This window comes from Carboxydocella sp. ULO1, assembly GCF_002049255.1.
Lineage (GTDB): Bacteria > Bacillota.
The window spans coordinates 29,590-48,672 of the sequence record NZ_BDLQ01000123.1; the positions used below are offsets into that span (position 1 = coordinate 29,590).

The following is a 19,083-nucleotide window of genomic DNA, read 5'->3' on the forward strand; positions in this document are numbered from 1 at the left end:
ATCCCCCTCTCCTGCTCCATTTTACTACATTTGCTCCTCTCCCGGCAATGGCAGGGGCAAACCGGTTTTTGTCCTGATTACCTGTCCGGCCTCCTGCCAGCGTTGAGCCAGTTCCTGATCCTGAGCTTCATCATTGATTAAAGCAAACAGCGTTGGGCCGCTGCCTGACATCAACACTCCAGGACATCCTGCCCTGCAGGCCGCTTCCTTTAGCTCTTTTAAGTCGGGAGCAAGGGCCAGAGTGATCTGTTCCAGGTCATTGGCCAGATGCCGGGCCACCTCCTGCCAGTTTCCGGTCCTTACAGCTGCCAGCATCCGTTCCGTTTGCCCCTGCTGACTTCGGCCCATTCGGGCATAAAGCCCGTAAATCTCTGCCGTAGATACTCCATAAGGTGGTTTTAACAGCAGCAGGGAATGCTGCGGCAGTGCCGGTAAGGGCTGAATCTGTTCTCCTCTGCCGGTGGCCAGGGCCGTTCCACCATAGAGGCAAAAAGGCACATCCGACCCCAGGCGAGCCCCCAGTTCGGCCAGCTTCTCCCTGGACCAGTTCAGGTTCCAGAGCTGATTCAGGGCCCGCAAAACCCCTGCCGCATCGGTGGACCCTCCGGCCAGGCCGGCCGCCACCGGGATGCGCTTCTCCACCAGGATTTCCGCCCCCAGTTTGACCCCACTGACTTCCTGCAAGAGCCAGGCCGCCCGCCAGGCCAGGTTGGTTTCATTCCATGCTACCTCCGGGTGATTTCCCTCCAGAAAGATTTTGCCATCTGAACGCAAACGACAGGTAATGGTATCTGCCAGTTCCAGGGACTGCATCACCATGGCTACTTCATGGTAGCCGTCGGGACGCCGGCCCTTGATTTCCAGAGTTAAATTGATTTTGGCCGGTGCTAATAGCGTAATCTCCATGTCCTACCTTCCTCTAATTTGCAGTTTCCCTTTCATCATAACATATTTATGGTATTCTGCCAATCGCACCGGCCTGGCTCCTAGTTCCTGCAAAAGTTTGACGAGCGGAGCCAGTTTTTCATAGAAAACCACCACCGTCTCGCCGGGAACAGCAGTAAGCAGAGCCTGCTTTACAGCCTCCAGTTCAGGCAAAATCACCTGTATATCCTGCGGGGAAAGCACTGTCTGCAAACCCTGACAGAGCAAAGCTGCCACTTCCCCCGGCTGCCGCCCCCGTAAATTGCTGTCTTCCTTGACTATGGCTCTATGTAAATATTTGCCCGCCACCATCCCGGCCCGGATAATATCCTGATTACGCCGGTCCCCCGGCATGCCAATCACAGCAGTTATAGGGCCAAAGCCCCCGGCTTGCAAGGCACTCAACACCCGGTCAAAACCGGCGGCATTGTGACCATAGTCCACCAGGACCTGGATTTTGCCCAGCTGCCAGAGGTTAAAACGGCCGGGATTGGTTTCCGGGTCACAGCTGAATGTACGTAAACCCCGGGCGATCAATTCCGGTTTGAGACCATAGGCCAGGGCCGCTCCCGCTGCTGCCAGCATATTCTCCAGGTTATGTAAAGCCAGCCCTCCCCAGGCTGCCGGCAGTTCCTTCACCTTTACCAGGGGCAGACACTGGTCCCCCTGAACCCAGAGTACCCAACCCTGCCGTACCAGTAATCCCTGTCCACCTAAGGCCAGATGCCGGGCCAGCCAGGGATTTTCCGCCCTGGTTGTGTACAGGAACAGCTGGCCCTGAAAGCGAGGCCCCATACTGAGTAACTGGGGATCATCAGCATTGAGGATTATCCAGCCCTGCCGGGAAACCACTTCCCCTACCAGAGCCTTAACATCTGCCAGTTCCGCCAGGGAATTGATCCCATCCTGGCCCAGGTGATCCCCGCTGAGATTGGTGTATACCGCCACATCACAATAGCTAAAGCCCAATCCCTGTCGCAGAATGCCACCTCTGGCAGTTTCCAGGACCGCTGCCTCCACCAGAGGATGTTGCAGTATTTCTCTGGCACTGAGAGGTCCACTCATATCCCCGGCCCGAATCAATTGCTTATCAAAATATATGCCATCAGAAGTAGTATATCCCACCTTCTTGCCTGTCAGAGCCAGCAAATGGGCCAGACAGCGCACCACCGTGGTTTTGCCATTAGTACCCGTAACCGCAAAGAGGGGAAGCTTTTGCGAGGGCTGAAGATCTAACCGTGTTATAATCCAATCTGCTATCTCCTTACCTCTCTTTCCGTTCAGATGCATCCGCAATCCGGGAGCAGCATTGATTTCCAGTATACCCTGCTGTTGATCAGCAGGCATGGGGGAATGCAAATCTTCAGCCAGAAAATCCACCCCACAGACATTCAGTCCACTGAGGCGAGCTGCCAGTTCCAGCTGTTTTTTTAATTCAGGGCCAACTTCTTCCGTAACGTCAACAGCTTCTCCGCCACCGGATAGATTGGCCTGAAAGCGCAAGTTCACTTCAGCCCCGGCCGGCAATACCTGCTCCAGGGTATATCCCTGACTGGTCAGACAGCGCAGTACTTCCGCATCAATTTCCACCCGAGTCAATTCCCGGCCATGGCCCTGACCGCGGCGCGGGTCTCTATTCAGTTCCTCGATCAGTTCCCTGATGGTTCGCTGCCCATCCCCTTTGACCCGTGGAGGTAAACGCTCAGCCACCGCTACCAGTTGACCATCCACCAGCAGGGCCCTGAAGTTACGCCCCCTGCCTTCCTTCTCCAGCAACCAGCTGCCTTCTTTCTCTTTCTGCCACCAGCATTCCGCCAGTTCTGCCCCATTCTGAAGATGACAATATACCTTTTTGCCCTGATGCCCAAAATTGTCTTTCAAAACTACCGGATAACCCAGCTGTTCTGCCCGCACCCAGGCTTCTTCCAGGGTTCTGACCGGATAACCGGGCAGTACCGGCAGGCCCTGCCGCTGTAAAATTTCTTTGGTGAGAGCTTTATCCTGAACCAGATCGGCAGAAAGACAAGAGGTATTTTCCAGCAGACTACCTGCCAGCCGCCGGGCATAACGGCCATAACCGATTTGCCAGATGCCTCCACCCAGCTCCATTACTGGCTGTCCCTGACGACGGGCCGCCTGTAATAATGCCAGGGTCGATGGTCCCGGTCCGAAGCGGTCATAAACCGCTCCCAAATCCGCCAGCACTGTGGGCAGAGGCGGTACCGGCTTTCCAGTATACCAGAACCGCACCAGTTTTACCGCCCAGGCCAGAGCTGCCAACCCCACCTGAGGTACAAGGCATTCGACGATGATATCAACCAATCCTTCCACTCTCTCCTCGGTACGGCCAAAATAGACATCCTGTCCTAGCTGAACCTGCAGTTCCAGCGCGATATGTTCAATAATATGGCCGGGATATGTTCCTTCTCTCAGCCGTTCGGCAAAGCCGCCAGCATAGCCCCGGGAACAGTGGTGTTCCATAAGACCGGGCAGGTAAGCCAGGATGAGGGCTGCCAAACCAGGAATCCGATCGGAAGGGAGATTATGCTCCGGCGGAATCCGGATAGTGCCCTTCACCACCGGCCGAAAGCAATAAATATTTTTTTCCTCATAACATTGACTGCGGATAATTTTCATTTTCTCTCACCTTCTTTGGTTCAGGTCAAACTTATAACCGGCGGCCAGACTATGCAACCGTACATCAGTCACCGTCAGGGGCGTAAAACCATCCACTTCCGGGGCACTGGAAAAATCCATTTCGCGCCCATCCAGCACGGTGACTGTCCCTTCTCCTACCACTTCGCCAATATTTTCCCTGACGAATAGGGCGGTATTTTCATCCAGGCCCAGAGCCAGTATGCCGGGAAAAGTAGCCAGTACCGTGAGCAAGCGGTTAAACCGCCCGCGCTGGTTAAAATGCTGGTCAATGACAGTATTGGGTAACCAGCCAAATCCCGGGGCCAGGCTGATCAGTTCCTTGCGAGGACTGGCTTCGGCCCTGCCCCCGGCTATCATTACTGAACCCAGCACAGCGGCTCCGGCGCTGGTTCCAGCCAGGGTACAGCCCTGTCGCCAGAGTTCAGTCAGGTAATCCAGCAATTCCGTCCCTGCCAGCAAAGCCGTGAGACGACTCTGGTCCCCGCCGGTGAAAAAAATCCCCGCTGGTGCTAAATCCTGATAAATAAACTGGCGCACCTGGGCCCGGTTATTGAAATGCAAAATCCTGACCTGTCGCCCCAGTTTTTGCAGGGCTTCTTCATACTGGTGACCGGTTTTCCCCGCCTGTGTAGAAGCAGCTGTGATAACCACCATCTCCCCTGGAGGTGATCTTTTTACCAGCTGCTCCAATATCTCACCCGGTGGATCTTTTTGCTCAGCTCCGCCAATGGCTACCAGCCAACCGGCTTGCATAGGTTCCATCACCTCTAAATTCTGGCAACAAGAAAAGCTTGCCCCATTTAACTGCATTTTATGCAGTCTTAAGGGCAAGCTTTAGTTATTTTCCCGTTTCTTTTAAAGCTACAGCGATTCTTAAATTACCATACTGGGTTTCCAGAGGGATAACCAGTTTTTTGATATTTACCGTTGAGATAATTACCCCTCGGCCTACAATTACCGTCGGTGGGGCGATATGACAAATAAACCCATTGGCTTCCAGCTGGGCACTGGCCAGACCGGAGATAACATTACCCAGTTCCGCCACGGCACTTTCCACCATATCATCAAAAACCGGGACCGGTTGTCCTAGCATGCGGGAAACCAGGTTTTTGGCTGTCCTCTCCGCCAGTGAATACATAACCACCCCGGCCAGCTGGCCTGTAACTCCGATTAAAACCGTTACATCATCCTGGGTGGTAACGGATGATTCCTCGATGCTCAGCTGTCCTTTCTTGATTTCAGCCTGGACCTCCTGTTCCAGCACATCATAGGCAGCCTTGACAAAGGGATTGATAAATTCCACCCTCATTATTTTTTCCTCCTTATTCATCGAGCAATCCCACAATTACCCGGGTCTGGTACTGGGGATCAGATAGATTAATATCTACTGGCTGGGCCAGATTCTGTCCCTTTTCATCAGTAAAAAGGCGAATTCGCGGGCGAGTAGCCAGCCCTTTGCCCAGATCTATAATCACTCCCTTTTCTCCGGTAGATAGCAGCACCATTGAACCTACAGGATAGGGTACTGTACAGCGACTGAAAATATCGATCAGCTTATGGTCAAATTCAATGCCAGCTCCACCCATAATATACTCGATAGCTTCCTGGGGACTGATTCTTTCCCGGTATGGCCGCCAGGAAACCATGGCACTGTATGTTTCCGCAATTCCAACCAGCTGAGCCAGGGGATGGATTTTTTCCCCTTTTAGGCCCTGAGGATAGCCGGAGCCATCCAGGCGTTCATGGTGTTGCTGGATTATTACTTTTACATGAGCACGGAGATTGGGAAAATTGTTGTTTGCGATTTGCAGAGAGTACTCCACATGTTTTTGTACCTGTATTTTTTCCTCTGGCAGTAAAGCTCCTGGCTTAAACAGGATCTCCTTCGGAATCAGGGCCAGGCCCAGATTCATTAAAAGGGTCCCGGTCACCACATCCTTACTGTTCTGGACAAACCCGCCCAGTCGGGCCATATTAGTTGCGAGAATAGCAGTATTCAGTGCCTGTAAAGGCAAGTAATCCTCTCCGGCCTGGACTTTATAAAGGTTTATTTCCCTAGCCCTCCCATAGATTAATTCTTCATGGAGCTCATGAATTACTTCTTCTATTGCCTTGCTATTCAGGCTGACCGCAAGGCCTTTCTTGCCTATTTCCTGCATGGCTTCCTGCAAGACCTTGATTACCTTAATCCGGGTAATTTCCCGGATGGGCTCTTCTATTTGCAAATCAGCAACCCGGGGATCATCCAGATATACCTGTTGTACTCCCTGTTTTAACAACCGCTCAATATGCTCCCGGGTCAAAGGCAAATTGGCCGGCATAATTAGCCCGCCTGCAGTGCCATAAACCGGTTTGGCCAGTTTATCTCCCGGCTGCAAACGATTAGTGCTGATAACTCGCATTTTGCCTCCCGCCTATCCAATAAACCGTTTAATGGTGGACAGGATTTTGTCCGGCTGATAGGGCTTAACGATAAAATCCTTGGCACCAGCCTTAATGGAATTCATCACCATGGTCTGTTGTCCCAGGGCACTTAACATCACAATAATCGCATTGGGGTCATGTTTTTTGATTTCCTGTACGGCAGCAATACCATCCATTACCGGCATGGTGATATCCATTAACACCAGATCCGGTTTCTCTGCCAGATACTTATCCACTCCTTCCTTGCCATCCCCGGCTTCAATCACCTCATATCCGTTTTCAGTCAGCAATTTAACTACCCGCATCCGCATAAATGCAGCATCATCTACAACCAGTATTTTCGCCATCGAAAGGCTCTCCTTTCCTATATTTCCACTTCAGGTTTCCCTACCACTTTTACAGTTACTTTACCGCTATCTATAAACAGGGAAAAAGTGCGGCCATGGTTGCCCCCTGTATCCTCAGCGCTTATTCTAAGCCCTAATTTGCGCACGGCTTCTTTTACTGCCTGTACATTTTTATTGCCAATATCCATACGGGCCGCCCCGGCTACTGCCAGTACCTGGGCCCCGCCAGCTATTTTTATTTGTAACCGCTGGCGCTCTGCCCCCAGGCGTTCCAGCTCTGCCAGCAGGGCAGGCACACAGGTATCGGCATATTTATAGACACTGTCACCTGGCCGCATGATACTGCTGTCTGGCAATACCACATGGGCCATAGCTCCCAGTTTTTTCACCGGATCATAGGCAGCAATTCCTACACAGGACCCCAATCCATAACAAACTAAAGCGGTATTGGGTGTACGAGACCAGTGCATTTCCCCCAGGCCGACCCCAATTTTTGTCTCATTCATGTATAACCGCTCCTACAAGTGGGTCAACAGAATTTGCAAACTTTCCGGATTTGGCATGAAAAAGAAGTGTCCTTTCATTTCCTGTTCACCCACATGAAATTCTGTTTCTACGACCAGTGCCTGGTTGCCGGAAAGGCTTAAATCTGCCACTATATCACTAAAAATCGCCCCCAGCATTTCATAAACAACCGCTGGTGTGGACGGAACAATCTCCAGACCGGTCATATCAGCCAGGGCATTCATAAAGAAGGATCCGGTTACATTGCTCAGTTCCGCCAGAGCCGATCTTTCCATCTCCCCCAGCTCCCTGGTTGTACCCGGTGGCTGCATCAGGAGAAAATCCGCCAGGCGAAAACCCTGTCCCTCTTCAAAAAACAGCAAGAGGTGACCGCTGATGTTCCCCGTTACAGCCTGGTAAAGGCCCAGTCCCACTGTTTCCGGGCCCCCGGCCCAGCTCAACACCTCTTTTAAGTCCAGCAAATCCAGGCGGGGGCTGATTATCCTGACTTCCAGGCCCAGCATTTCAGAAAACACCTGGCCGGAATTTTGCAAAGCATCTTTGATCGCTTGTTCCAGTTTTTCCAACTGCACCCTTCAGGCCCCCTAACTGATTTGCATAACCTTTTTCATCAAACTGGGAACATCCATGATCAGGGCTACCCGCCCATCTCCCAGGATAGTAGCTCCGGCTATGCCCTGTACATCCCCAATATACCGGCCCAGGGACTTGATTACTACCTCCTGTTCACCAATCAGGTAGTCCACAACCAGTCCTACCTGTTTACCCCCTACGTTTACTACCACCACAAAGATTTTGGCTTTTTCTTCCCTACCGCTGCCGTGGTTGTAGAGTTCCCGCAGATAAAGCAAAGGCAGAACCTGTCCCCGTACCACAATGGCTTCATGTTTATTGACAATCCGGATTTGTTCTTTTTCTACCCGGATGGTTTCCAGCACTGAAGTCAATGGAATAGCATAAACCCGCTCATCTACCTTGACCATCAGTGCCCTGATGATAGCCAGTGTCAAAGGCAGCTTAATTTTAAAGGTAGTACCTGTGCCAACACGAGTATTTATTTCGATTAAGCCATTTACCTTTTCCAGGTTGGTGCGCACCACATCCATGCCCACACCCCGCCCGGAAATATCACTGACTTTGGTGGCTGTACTTAAACCAGAAGCAAAGATCAAGTTAATAGCTTCCTCATCACTGAGTCGCCGGGCCGCTTCTTCAGATATAATTCCTTTTCTGACTGCTGATTCCCTGATTTTACTGGCATCAATTCCGCGTCCATCATCCTGGACCAGGATCACGATATGATTTTCCTCATGGCGAGCAACCAGTTTCACTGTACCCTTACGGGGTTTACCCAGCCGTTCCCTTTCTTCCGGCGGTTCAATGGCATGGTCCACCGCATTACGCAACAGGTGGATCAGAGGATCACCGATTTCTTCAATAATGGACCGGTCCAGCTCTGTCTCCTGACCTTCCATAATAAAATCGATTTCCTTACCCGCTTTCTGGCTCAAGTCCCGCATCATGCGGGGAAACTTGTTAAACAGGCTTTCCACCGGAATCATACGGGCCTTCATGATCTCTTCCTGCAACATGGTGGTAACCCGGCCGATATGCACTGATGTCCGGTTCAAATCCTCTGTCAGGTCACTGACTTCATATTTGCTTTCAATTTCAGTTATTATTTGAGCCAGGCGAGTCCGATCTATAACCAGCTCCCCCACCAGGTTCATCAAGTTATCCAGTAGTTCTACATCAATTCTGACGGTACGGCTGGCTTTGCTGGCAACTGCCTTACCGGAGGTGGTTTCGGCTTTCTTTTCCGTTTTTTGTTCCGGTTCCTCCTGTTGTGCTGGTTCAAAGGGTTCCACTACCACCTCAACAATATCAGGCAATTCCTTCAAGGCCTTGCCTATTTCCTCAGCAGTAAAAGTACTATGGATAATAGCCCGCAACGTAGTTTTCGCCTGTTCCTGTTCAATCTCTTCTGCTGTCGGCTCGGATTTAATAATCTCCCCTTTTTCCCTGAGCGTCATCAGGGTAATCAGGGCCCTTACCGGTAACATCTCACTGCTTTCGGCAAAAAATACATTGATCTGCCAGAAGTGCCCTGCCTTCTGGCTGGCCCATTCAGCTACCAGTTTTTGTTCCTGCCAATCCAGCTGCAAAGCTGGTTGACTCGGTCCAGCTTCTTTTTTCACCGGTACAGGAACCGACGCTTCCCCGCTGGTAATTGCCGCCAGACGCTGCAAGATACTATCTAAATCAATGCCGCTTTCCTCCAGGGTTTCAATTTCGCTTTTCAGGACTTTTAAATTATCCAGTGCCTCAAACAGCACGTTCATTATTTCTGTAGTGACTGCCAGTTGCTGTTTGCGAAACTTATCAAAAACATTTTCCATGGCATGGGTCAAATGAGCCATTTTTTGATGACCCAGGGTAGCTGATGACCCTTTCAGGGTATGGGCTGAACGGAAAATTTCCTGCAGTAGCTCCTGGTTATCCCCCTCATTTTCCAGCCTTACCAGATCCTCTTCCAGGAGTTGCAAATGTTCCTCCGCTTCTTCCAGAAATAACTTCAACTCCTCCGGGGAGGCATCCAATTGCAGACCCATCATTTCACCTTCCCTTTACTGCATTTGTTCCAGGGCCTGTTTCTCCTGTTTGTTTAAAACTTTATCCAGATTGAGGAGAATAATCAGGCGATCCTCCAGTTTGGCTACCCCTTCCAGATAATCAGAATCCACATCAGTGATAGCCGGCGGCGGAGCTTCCACAATTTCGCTGCTGATCCGCAATACTTCCGAAACACCATCTACGATCATACCCAGAGTATTGCCCTCAATCTCCACTACCACAATCCGGGTAGAACGGGTGTGTTCGGTTACTGGCAAATCAAAGCGTTTACGCAAATCCAGTACCGGTATAACCCGCCCCCGCAAATTGATAATCCCCTCGATAAAACTGGCTGTATGGGGAACTTTGGTGATGGGTTGCATGGTGATAATTTCCCAGACTTTGGCAATATCAATGCCATAGGTTTCCTTGCCTAACTGAAAAACCACAAATTGCTTCTCTGTAGCCATCTTACATCGCTCCTTTTGGCCCAAACTCTGCTAACCATGAAAATTCGACATATTCTGTACTTATCCTGCCTGGAGGGTGAATTCAAAATATTAGCGACAAAAGCAGGCCACCCGGTCAGTTTTAAACCGGGTGGCCTGCTTTTTAGCCGAACTTATATTGTACCCCGAATCCGCCCCGGGGATTTTTCCAGGCGATATTGTCAAAGGGACAGCCATATTTGCAGGTCCCGCATTCCAGGCAGCCTTCAAAGGCGATTTGCATATGTTCCTCTTCCCAGGAATAGACTTTGGCCGGACAAAAGAGGGTACAAACTTTATCGGGACAATAAGTTTTACAGACATTTTCATCGATTATTTTCAAATGGCTTTCAGAAGCGGGGATAAAGCGGGTCAGGTAAAGTTTGTCATCAATTTTTTTCATCCCAGAACCCTCCATAATTTAAACATATCACCGGCTACCTGCCGCAGGGAGCGATGCTGGCGGATAATTTCCAGCATTTTTTTCTGCTTTTCCTTTTTGGGCACATTATCCACAGTAAAGAATTCATGCATTACCTGGTTCAACATAGCCGGATACTGGCTGAAATACTGGGGATTTTCCTCAAACAGCCCGGTAGCGTTCTGGTATTTCTGTAAATCCTGCAAGACAAAGGAATTCTGCAGGCGTTCCTGGTAACGGGCCAGCATCTGGTTGCTGAAATCCCCGGTACTGATGGCATCTATGGCTGTCTGGGCAGCAAACTTGCCGCTCATCATGGCCAGGTTGGAGCCTTCCCGGTGAATGCCATTGACCAGCATCGCCGAGTCTCCGGCTACCAGTACCCCGGGGGCATAAAGCCTGGGCATGGCTTTGTAACCACCTTCAGGAATTAAATGGGCCAGATACTCTTTGCTTTCTCCCCCTTCAATCAGCGGCCGCACCAGGGGATGTTGCTTCATATGTTCCAGCAACTCATTGGGATTGATTTTGCGCTGCACTACTTCTGAGAGCAAGGCACCTACGCCGATAGAGATGCTTTCCCGGTTGGTATAGATGAAACCGGTTCCCATCATGCCATAGGTAGGATCACCGATCAGTTCGATAACCGCTCCCTGACCTTTTTCCAGCCCAAAACGGTCTTCAATTTTTTCCGCCGGCAGGTAAATTATCTCCTTGACTGCCACTGCCAGATGCTCAGGAGGAATATCTCCTCTTAAACCAGCTTTCTGGGTCAGCAGGCTGTTAACCCCTTCACAGATAATCACCATTTCTGCCCTTAAATCCCCTTCCGGGCGATCAGTGCGCACTCCTACCACCCGGTCCCGCTCGTAAAGCAAATCCTCTACTACAGTTTCATTGATAATAAGGGCACCGGCTTTTTCCACCTGTTTGGCCAGCCAGCGGTCAAATTTGGCCCGCAAGACAGTGAAGTTATTGTAGGGCTCTTCCCCGAACTTCTCGCTGCGGTAGCCCATTTTTACCCCGGATTTATCAGTGAGGAACCAGTAATTTTGCTCTACAATAGGCCGCTCTAAGGGCGCTTCCTTATAGAAACCGGGAATTATCTCTTCCGTTGCCTGGCGGTAGAGAACACCCCCCATGACATTCTTGCTGCCGGGATATTCGCCCCGTTCAAAGACAATCGTCTTCAACCCGGCTTTGGCACAGGTATAGGCTGCAGCCAGTCCGGCCGGGCCAGCGCCAACAACAATCACATCAAATTTTTCCATGTTCTCTACCTCCTCCCTGCCAGCTGTTGCTTGAAGTTTTCAACCAGAGCCGGCAGGATTTGAGCTGCATCGCCCACAATCCCGTAATCGGCTATTTTGAAAATTGGAGCATTAGCGTCATTGTTGATAGCTACGATGGTGTCGGAAGTCTGCATCCCCACCAGATGCTGGATGGCACCGGAAATGCCTACTGCGAAATAGACCTTAGGTCGTACGGTATAGCCGGTCTGCCCAACCTGTTGTGCCGGCGAGGCCCAGCCCGCTTCTACAGCTGCCCGGCTGGCTCCAACCGTGCCACCTAATACCCGGGCCAACTCTTCCAGCAAAGGCCAGTTTTTCGCCCCTACGCCCCGGCCACCGGCCACGATGATTTCCGCCTTATCCAGGTAAACTCCAGCCGCTCCAGCGGTAATGTATTCCAGTACCTTGGTCTGAATCTCCTCTTCTTTTAGGCCCAGTTCTTCCCGGATCACCTGGCCGCTGCGCCCTTCCTGGCGGGGCGGCATGGCCATCACCCGGGGACGAACGGTTGCCATCTGGGGCCGGCGGGTACGGCAGAGAATGGTAGCCATGATGTTGCCACCGAAAGCAGGACGGGTCTGTTCCAGCAAACGGGTTTCAGGATTAATATCCAGTACCGTGCAGTCTGCTGTTAATCCGGTCCGCAACTCTGTGGCCACTGTCCCGGACAGGTCCCGGCCCAGGGTAGTAGCTCCCATCAAAACGATTTCCGGCCGGTATTGCCTGATCAATTTCACCAACCCGTGCAAATAGGGCTCAGTCCGGTAGCGGGCCAGAACGGGGTCATCGATAATATAGACTTTATCGGCACCATAAGCAAAGGCCTCCGGAACCAGGTGTTCAACCTGAGCGCCCAGAATTACCCCGGCCAATTCCACTCCCAGTTTATCGGCCAGTTTCCGCCCTTCCCCCATCAGCTCCCAGGAAACGGGAGCCGCTTCGCCTTCCATTTGTTCGACAAAAACCCAAACCCCCTGATAGTCACCCTCAGCAGCAGGGGCAGCTTTCTTTACTGCCGGCTCAGCCGGAGTAGCGGGCTGTTTTTTCTGGGCTGCTAAAGGTTTGTCCAGAGTGATAGCATTGGTGGGACAAACCTTGACACAGGCTCCACAATCCACACACTGTTTGGGATCTACTACTGATACCCCGTCCACCAGGGAGAGGGCCTGAACAGGACAGGTATCCACACAAATTCCGCACCCGATACAGGCTTTGGCATTAATCTCTACGGCCATGGTTCCCCTTCCTTTCCCGCCTTATTTATTTGCTACAATCTTCTCCTTCACCAGGAGTTCCACCAGTTTGGGCACAGCCTCGATTCCGCCCAGGATTTCACCACCGGGCCGCTGGGGTGGGGCAAAGATGCGGCTAACGGTGGTTGGACTGCCTTTTAAACCGATTTCATTATCATCCAGGTCAAAATCTTTTTTGCCCCAGACAGTTATGGGCATCTGAGCAGCTCTAATCATATTGGGCAAGGAGGCGTAACGGATTTCATTAATGCTTTTCTCCACAGTGATCAAGGCTGGTAATTTTGCCTTGACCACCGCTTTTACCGCTTCCAGCTTCCGCTGTACGGTAACAGTCCCTTCCTCTGGATTTACTTCAACTACTTTATCCACAAAAGTCAACTGGGGCCAGCCCAGCCGGGCCGCTATTCCCGGGCCCACCTGAGCCGTATCCCCGTCTATGGCCTGTTTACCGCAGAAAATCAGGTCTACCGGCTCTCTTTCCATCAGCTTGCGAATAGCCTGGGTGAGGATATAACTGGTGGCCAGGGTATCAGAACCGGCAAAGGCGCGGTCACTGAGCAAGATAGCCTGGTCTGCTCCATAGGAAAGACCCTTGCGTACCGCTTCCTCTGCCTGAGGAGGTCCCATGGTGATAATGGTGACTTTTCCCCCCAGCTCATCCTTGATTCGCAGTGCCTCTTCTAAGGCATGGGCATCATAGGGATTGATGATGGATGGTACCCCTTCCCGCACCAGGGTATTGGTTTTGGGATCGATTTTTACTTCCGTAGCATCGGGTACCTGTTTCAAACAAACAACTATGTGCATTCTTGCTACCTCCTCACCACTTTACTTTAAAACGCTTAAGCCGCAGAGCATTGGTGACAACCGAAACGGAGCTGAAAGCCATGGCTGCTCCGGCAATAATCGGATTGAGCATACCGGCAGCTGCAACCGGAATACCGATAATGTTATAAATCAGGGCCCAGAACAGATTCTGTTTAATATTGCTCATTGTAGCCCGGCTCAATTCCACTGCTGTCACAATCCCCAGCAGATCCCCCCGCATCAGGGTTATGGCTGCCGCTTCCATGGCCACATCCGTACCCGTACCCATGGCAATCCCGACATCGGCTGCGGCCAGGGCCGGGGCATCATTGATGCCATCTCCCGCCATAGCCACCACTTTACCCTGTTGCTGCAAGGCTTTTACTTTTTCCGCTTTATCCTGAGGCAATACCTCGGCCATCACATTAGTAATCCCTACTTGCCGGGCTATTGCCTCTGCTGTGCGGCGGTTATCTCCGGTAATCATCCAGACTTCAATATTCATTTCCTGTAAATGTTTGATGGCCTGAGCGGAGTTTTCCTTGACAGTATCCGCAACAGCCAGTAACCCTGCCAGTTCACCAGCAATAGCTACCAGCATGACAGTTTTGCCCTGGCCTTCCAGCTCATCTTTCATGGGTAGGGCTTCTGCCATATCAATCCCAGTTTCTTCTAGTAACCGCACCGTACCTATCAGTACCGGCTGTTGTCCAACCTTAGCCTTAATACCTTTACCGGCCAGAGCTTGAAACTCCTCCACGCTGACCAGGGGCAATTGCTGTTCTTCTGCCCAGGCAGTAATAGCCTGGGCCAGAGGGTGTTCTGACATTCGCTCACAGGAGGCCGCAATGGACAGCCATTCCCTTTCCCGTTCCTGCCATGAACCAAAACTGCGGTAATCGGTAAGAGTGGGTTTCCCTTTTGTGATTGTACCCGTTTTATCCAGAATTATGGCATTGATTTTATGGGTTTTCTCCAGATATTCACCGCCGCGGAACAAAACCCCCAGTTCCGCTCCCCGCCCGGTACCGACCATAATCGAAGTAGGCGTAGCCAGCCCCAGAGCACAGGGACAGGCAATCACCAGAACAGCGGTAAAGTTTAGCAAAGAAGTGGTAAAGTCACCGGTGCGCCAGTACCAGTAAATAAAGGTCAAAACAGCGATTGCGACTACCACAGGTACAAAATAACCGGAAACCACATCGGCCAGCCTTTGAATCGGCGCTTTGGAACCCTGAGCTTCCTCCACCACCCGGATAATCTGGGCCAGGGCCGTATCCTTTCCCACCCGGGTCGCCTCGATTACCAGCACTCCCTGGCCATTAACAGTGGCCCCGGTAACTGGGTCCCCCGGTCCTTTGTCTACCGGCAGGCTTTCCCCCGTCAACATGGATTCATCCACTGCCGATGTACCTTCCACTACCTTGCCGTCCACAGGTATTTTTTCTCCGGGCCTTACTACAACCAGATCGCCGACCTGTACCTCTTCTACCGGAATCTCCATTTCCGTCCCGTCCCGGCGGATCCTGGCCTGTTTGGCCCCCAGGCTCATCAGTTTGCGAATCGCTTCCGATGTCCGTCCTTTAGCTATGGCCTCCAGCATTTTGCCCAGCAGAATCAGGGTAATAAGCACCGCACTGATCTCATAATAGACCTGGCCGCCGGGCAGAAAGAAGGTAAAGGCAACACTGTAAAAGTAAGCGGCACTGGTACCCAGAGCCACCAGCACATCCATATTGGCACTGCCATTTTTTAATGCTTTATAGGCTCCCCGGTAAAACTGCCAGCCTGTACCAAATTGAACAGGGGTAGCCAGAATAAACTGAAAATAGGTATTGGTCAATAAATCAGGCAGATGCCAGCCCAGTCCGTGGGATAACATGGCCAAGAACAAGGGGAAACTTAAAAGGGCAGAAATGAATACTTTCAACTTTTGCTCCCGTATTTCCCGTTCCCGTTCGGCTTTCTCCCGGTCCACCACAGCCTTTCCTGTTTCAGTCAGAGTTTCCGCCCCATAGCCTAAATCGGTAACTTTAGCCTTAATCTGCTGAAAATCCAGTTGAGCCGGCAGATAAGTAACTGTAGCCCGTTCAGTAGCCAGATTTACCTGGGCCATCACTACTCCCGGTAACCGGTTTAAACCCTTTTCCACCCGGGCGGAGCAGGCAGCACAGGTCATACCTTTAACCCGGAATTCTACTTTTTCCGTAACTGGACGATAACCCAGATCTTCGATCTTGGCCAGGATCTGCGCAACCTGAATCTGAGCCGGGTCAAATTCCACTGTTGCCTGCTCAGCCGCCAGGTTGACTGCTGCTGTGTGTACTCCAGGCAGTTTCCCTAATCCCTTTTCTATTCTGGAGGCGCATGCTGCACAGGTCATCCCCCGAATTCCCAGCTGTATCCTCTGCAGATTTTTTTCGACACCATTCATTTCCATTCCTCCTTCCTCAATCTCACCATACTATATATTGTAGTTTCAAGTCAAGTTATTAACAAAAATTCAAAACCCTCCCTTAGCATGGGAGGGTTTCAACAAAATTATTCTGCCAGCTGGGGTGCACCAACTGGACAAACATCGGCACAGCCGCCACATTCAATGCACTTTTCCTCATCAATGACGTACTTGTCATCACCTTCACTGATAGCATCGACGGGGCATTCGGGAGCGCAAGCGCCACAGCTGATGCATTCATCACTAATCCGATAGGACATTCTTTTCACCCCCTTCAGTGGTATCGCTGATATTTTACCACGGAAGGCAGGCTTTTTCATCATTTTCCTGAGCTTTTATTGAAAAAAATTTTTTGTTTTGGGTTTACCTTTTCTTAATTTACCTCTTGTTTCTAGCCCACCAATTCCTGCTACCCCGGAAATAGTCGCTTTAATTACCTCTTCCACCGGCACCGTCATCTGGAAGGGGGAGTAGGCCACGCGCTCTACTACCAGTACAGGGTCAAAGGCATGGATTAATATGCGCTGGGGTGCGCTGGCATAATTGGCCCCCGCTTGCAGTAAAGCCTCATAATAGGACTGGCAAGCGCCGGCAAAAATCACCAGAGCATCTTTATCCTGTTGCCAGGAACGGGCCGCCTTGACAGCTTCGATAAAATAACGGGAATTACGGTAGGAGTCCAGGTTTTTCCAGTCACTGTTTTTTTTCAGCAAACCATCATGGCCGGTCAGAACCAGAATATCCGGTTGATATTTGGCCAGTAACTCCGTCACCCGTTGCGGCTGCTCCATTTCCGGCACCATAAAGCCCCAGCAGTTTATTTTCAGCTGCTGATAGGAATTGAGACAGAGGTTAAGATACTCCTGGTCCCCATCCAGGTGCAATACCCGGCCTGGCAATTCAAAAAAATCCTGTTCCTCCTGGCCACTGGCCGCCTGCCGCACCAGAATCTGCCGCAAATGCTCATGATGGTGTTTGATAAATTCCAGCCGCCGCCGACGCACTTCTTCATCACTCAATAAAACCAGATCATCCAAAGGAGCATCAGCTTCCAGCCTGACATCTATCCCGCGCAATAAAGCGTGATTACCTCGTATTCTGACGATGCGAAAAAATACATCGGCCTGATATGAACGGCGCGCTACAATATCCCCTATCTTAAAGGCTGTCACACCCATCCCTCCGGTGCCTATCGCTTTCTTTATCCTATGCACCGGTCAGGGCTGGGTTGACACTTAATTCCCTACTTATACGGGCAAATTCCTCCAGGCTCAGGGTTTCACCCCGGCGGCCGGGTTCAATCTGACAGCTCTCCAGCAGCTGTAACCATTCCTCCCGGGTTAAATTAAAGCCTGCTTTGCTCAAGGTATTAAGCAGAGTTTTGCGCCGCTGAGCAAAAGCAGCTTTCACCACCCGGAAAAAGATTTTTTCATCCCCTGGATCAACCGGGGGCTGGTTGTGTTTTTTCAGGTGGATCACCGCCGATTCCACTTCCGGGGTCGGTATAAAGGAAGTGGCCGGTACCTGTACGAAAATTCTGGCCTGGCAGTAATACTGGACCGCTACAGTTATGGCCCCGTATTCCTTGCCACCGGGCTGGGCACAGATTCTTTCTGCTACTTCCTTCTGTACCATCAGAGCCATTTCACTGATCCGGTACCGGTTTTCCAGTAAATGCATCAGAATCGGGGTAGTTATGTAGTAGGGCAAATTGGCAGCCAGTTTATACCGGGTTGCTCCTGTCTGTTCCTGAACCAATTGATCCAGGTTCACTTTCAGAACGTCCTGGTTGACCAGTTTCAGGTTGGAGTAGTCGCGAAACAGATCCTGCAATACCGGGATCAATTCCCGATCCAGTTCAATCGCCACTACCTGCCCTGCTTTTTGCAGCAGCTCTTCAGTCAAAGAGCCGATTCCCGGGCCAATTTCTACCACCACATCATCGGGTTGTAAATCGATAGCTCGTACAATTGCCGAGGTTACCCTTTCACTGATAAGAAAGTTCTGACCCAGTTTCTTTTTGGCCCGCAACTGATATTGATTAAGAATGGCCCTGGTCCGGGCCGGAGTGGCAATTTTCATGGTTCTCCTCCTCGTCAATCTGCTGTACAGCAGCTTCTATATCCTCTCTGCTGATTCCATAAGCATTTAGCCTTTGTAAAAACTGTTTGGCATTGGCATAGCCGATACCCAGGCGATCCCCCACCTGTTCCCGGCGCCAGGCAGCATCAGCTGTTCCGGCCAGGCCCCAGAGATTTAAATCCTCAGCAGTGAATGTCTCCTGCCGTTCCTTTACCAGCGTCTTGACCTGAGCCAATGCCGCCTGAATGGCTTCAGGACTGGCATTTTCCACTCCGATATTGCCCTCTCTGGTGCCTGCCGCCCGGGGTAAATAGGCATGTTTGGCTCCTGGCACCAGTTCAGCCAGCCGCCTGCGAATAGCCGCTCCGGCGGCATCGGGATCGGTAAGAATGATAACCCCCTGCCTGGCCTGAGCTGTGCGAATCCGTTCTATCACCTTTTTGCTGATCCGGCAACCACCTGTAGCGATTACCTCCGCATCTACTGCCGCTTTGACAGCCGCAATATCATCCCGGCCTTCAACTACTATGATTTCCTTGATTTTCATCATCAAACCTCCCGTAAAAGAGGAAAAGGAAAGGGAATACTCCCTCTCCTTACAGTTTTGCTTAACGTTCCAGAACATATACAGTTACATTGCGCATACCCCAGTTGATGGCCTCTCCGTAACTGTCGAAAAACAGGTCAATGTGGTTGCCTTTAATACCACTGCCCATATCGGCTGCAATCCCTTCCCCGTACCCTTCAATCCAGAGGCGGGTGCCAAAAGGTATCACCCTGGGATCCACCGCCAC

General features: G+C 51.3%; 20 protein-coding genes. All 20 read right to left on the reverse strand.

Annotated features, from left to right (window positions below; translation table 11 throughout):
- Positions 1 to 24: 24 nt before the first annotated feature.
- Positions 25 to 906, reverse strand: coding sequence for a 4-(cytidine 5'-diphospho)-2-C-methyl-D-erythritol kinase (ispE, locus tag ULO1_RS12500; RefSeq protein ID WP_078665728.1), 882 nt, complete (start codon positions 904 to 906; stop codon positions 25 to 27).
- A 3-nt stretch (positions 907 to 909) separates the two neighbouring features.
- Positions 910 to 3,561, reverse strand: coding sequence for a cyanophycin synthetase (gene cphA, locus ULO1_RS12505; RefSeq protein WP_079908043.1), 2,652 nt, complete (start codon positions 3,559 to 3,561; stop codon positions 910 to 912).
- Positions 3,562 to 3,567: 6 nt separating this feature from the next.
- Entirely contained in the window at positions 3,568 to 4,335 is a 768-nt protein-coding gene (locus ULO1_RS12510) for a cyanophycinase (protein ID WP_159446650.1), read from the reverse strand.
- Between the two features lie 85 nt (positions 4,336 to 4,420).
- The gene (locus tag ULO1_RS12515; RefSeq protein WP_079908040.1) at positions 4,421 to 4,891 is read right to left on the reverse strand and encodes a chemotaxis protein CheX; all 471 of its coding nucleotides are present in this window, start codon (positions 4,889 to 4,891) and stop codon (positions 4,421 to 4,423) included.
- Between the two features lie 13 nt (positions 4,892 to 4,904).
- The gene (locus ULO1_RS12520) at positions 4,905 to 5,984 is read right to left on the reverse strand and encodes an HD-GYP domain-containing protein (RefSeq protein ID WP_079933692.1); all 1,080 of its coding nucleotides are present in this window, start codon (positions 5,982 to 5,984) and stop codon (positions 4,905 to 4,907) included.
- A gap of 12 nt (positions 5,985 to 5,996) precedes the next feature.
- Complete coding sequence (locus tag ULO1_RS12525) at positions 5,997 to 6,353, reverse strand: response regulator (RefSeq protein WP_078665733.1); 357 nt, start codon at positions 6,351 to 6,353, stop codon at positions 5,997 to 5,999.
- 17 nt (positions 6,354 to 6,370) lie between these two features.
- Positions 6,371 to 6,859, reverse strand: a complete 489-nt coding sequence (locus ULO1_RS12530) for a chemotaxis protein CheD (protein WP_079933693.1) — start codon at positions 6,857 to 6,859, stop codon at positions 6,371 to 6,373.
- Between the two features lie 12 nt (positions 6,860 to 6,871).
- Positions 6,872 to 7,450: a chemotaxis protein CheC gene (locus ULO1_RS12535; protein ID WP_079908034.1), complete on the reverse strand. Its 579-nt coding sequence runs from the start codon at positions 7,448 to 7,450 to the stop codon at positions 6,872 to 6,874.
- A 12-nt stretch (positions 7,451 to 7,462) separates the two neighbouring features.
- Positions 7,463 to 9,490 (reverse strand): chemotaxis protein CheA, encoded by a 2,028-nt coding sequence (locus ULO1_RS12540; protein WP_079933694.1) that lies wholly within the window; start codon positions 9,488 to 9,490, stop codon positions 7,463 to 7,465.
- A 15-nt stretch (positions 9,491 to 9,505) separates the two neighbouring features.
- Complete coding sequence (locus ULO1_RS12545; protein WP_079908031.1) at positions 9,506 to 9,961, reverse strand: chemotaxis protein CheW; 456 nt, start codon at positions 9,959 to 9,961, stop codon at positions 9,506 to 9,508.
- 142 nt (positions 9,962 to 10,103) lie between these two features.
- Positions 10,104 to 10,382, reverse strand: a complete 279-nt coding sequence (locus ULO1_RS12550; protein ID WP_200803484.1) for a ferredoxin family protein — start codon at positions 10,380 to 10,382, stop codon at positions 10,104 to 10,106.
- Positions 10,379 to 11,671: an FAD-dependent oxidoreductase gene (locus ULO1_RS12555; protein WP_079908029.1), complete on the reverse strand. Its 1,293-nt coding sequence runs from the start codon at positions 11,669 to 11,671 to the stop codon at positions 10,379 to 10,381. Before ULO1_RS12555 ends, ULO1_RS12550 begins: the two co-directional genes overlap by 4 nt.
- A gap of 5 nt (positions 11,672 to 11,676) precedes the next feature.
- Complete coding sequence (locus ULO1_RS12560) at positions 11,677 to 12,927, reverse strand: electron transfer flavoprotein subunit alpha (protein ID WP_078665740.1); 1,251 nt, start codon at positions 12,925 to 12,927, stop codon at positions 11,677 to 11,679.
- Positions 12,928 to 12,948: 21 nt separating this feature from the next.
- Positions 12,949 to 13,752, reverse strand: coding sequence for an electron transfer flavoprotein subunit beta/FixA family protein (locus tag ULO1_RS12565; RefSeq protein ID WP_078665741.1), 804 nt, complete (start codon positions 13,750 to 13,752; stop codon positions 12,949 to 12,951).
- 13 nt (positions 13,753 to 13,765) lie between these two features.
- Entirely contained in the window at positions 13,766 to 16,186 is a 2,421-nt protein-coding gene (locus ULO1_RS12570) for a heavy metal translocating P-type ATPase (protein ID WP_079933695.1), read from the reverse strand.
- Between the two features lie 107 nt (positions 16,187 to 16,293).
- Entirely contained in the window at positions 16,294 to 16,467 is a 174-nt protein-coding gene (locus tag ULO1_RS12575; RefSeq protein ID WP_078665743.1) for a DUF362 domain-containing protein, read from the reverse strand.
- Positions 16,468 to 16,542: 75 nt separating this feature from the next.
- Positions 16,543 to 17,379, reverse strand: coding sequence for a sporulation peptidase YabG (gene yabG / locus ULO1_RS12580; protein ID WP_242946689.1), 837 nt, complete (start codon positions 17,377 to 17,379; stop codon positions 16,543 to 16,545).
- A 34-nt stretch (positions 17,380 to 17,413) separates the two neighbouring features.
- Entirely contained in the window at positions 17,414 to 18,289 is an 876-nt protein-coding gene (gene rsmA, locus ULO1_RS12585) for a 16S rRNA (adenine(1518)-N(6)/adenine(1519)-N(6))-dimethyltransferase RsmA (protein ID WP_078665745.1), read from the reverse strand.
- Positions 18,249 to 18,836 (reverse strand): ribonuclease M5, encoded by a 588-nt coding sequence (rnmV, locus tag ULO1_RS12590; RefSeq protein WP_200805693.1) that lies wholly within the window; start codon positions 18,834 to 18,836, stop codon positions 18,249 to 18,251. The genes rsmA and rnmV overlap by 41 nt, the downstream gene beginning before the upstream one ends.
- Positions 18,837 to 18,897: 61 nt before the next feature.
- A partial coding sequence (locus ULO1_RS12595; RefSeq protein ID WP_200806968.1) for a 3D domain-containing protein occupies positions 18,898 to 19,083 on the reverse strand: 186 nt, incomplete at its 5' end.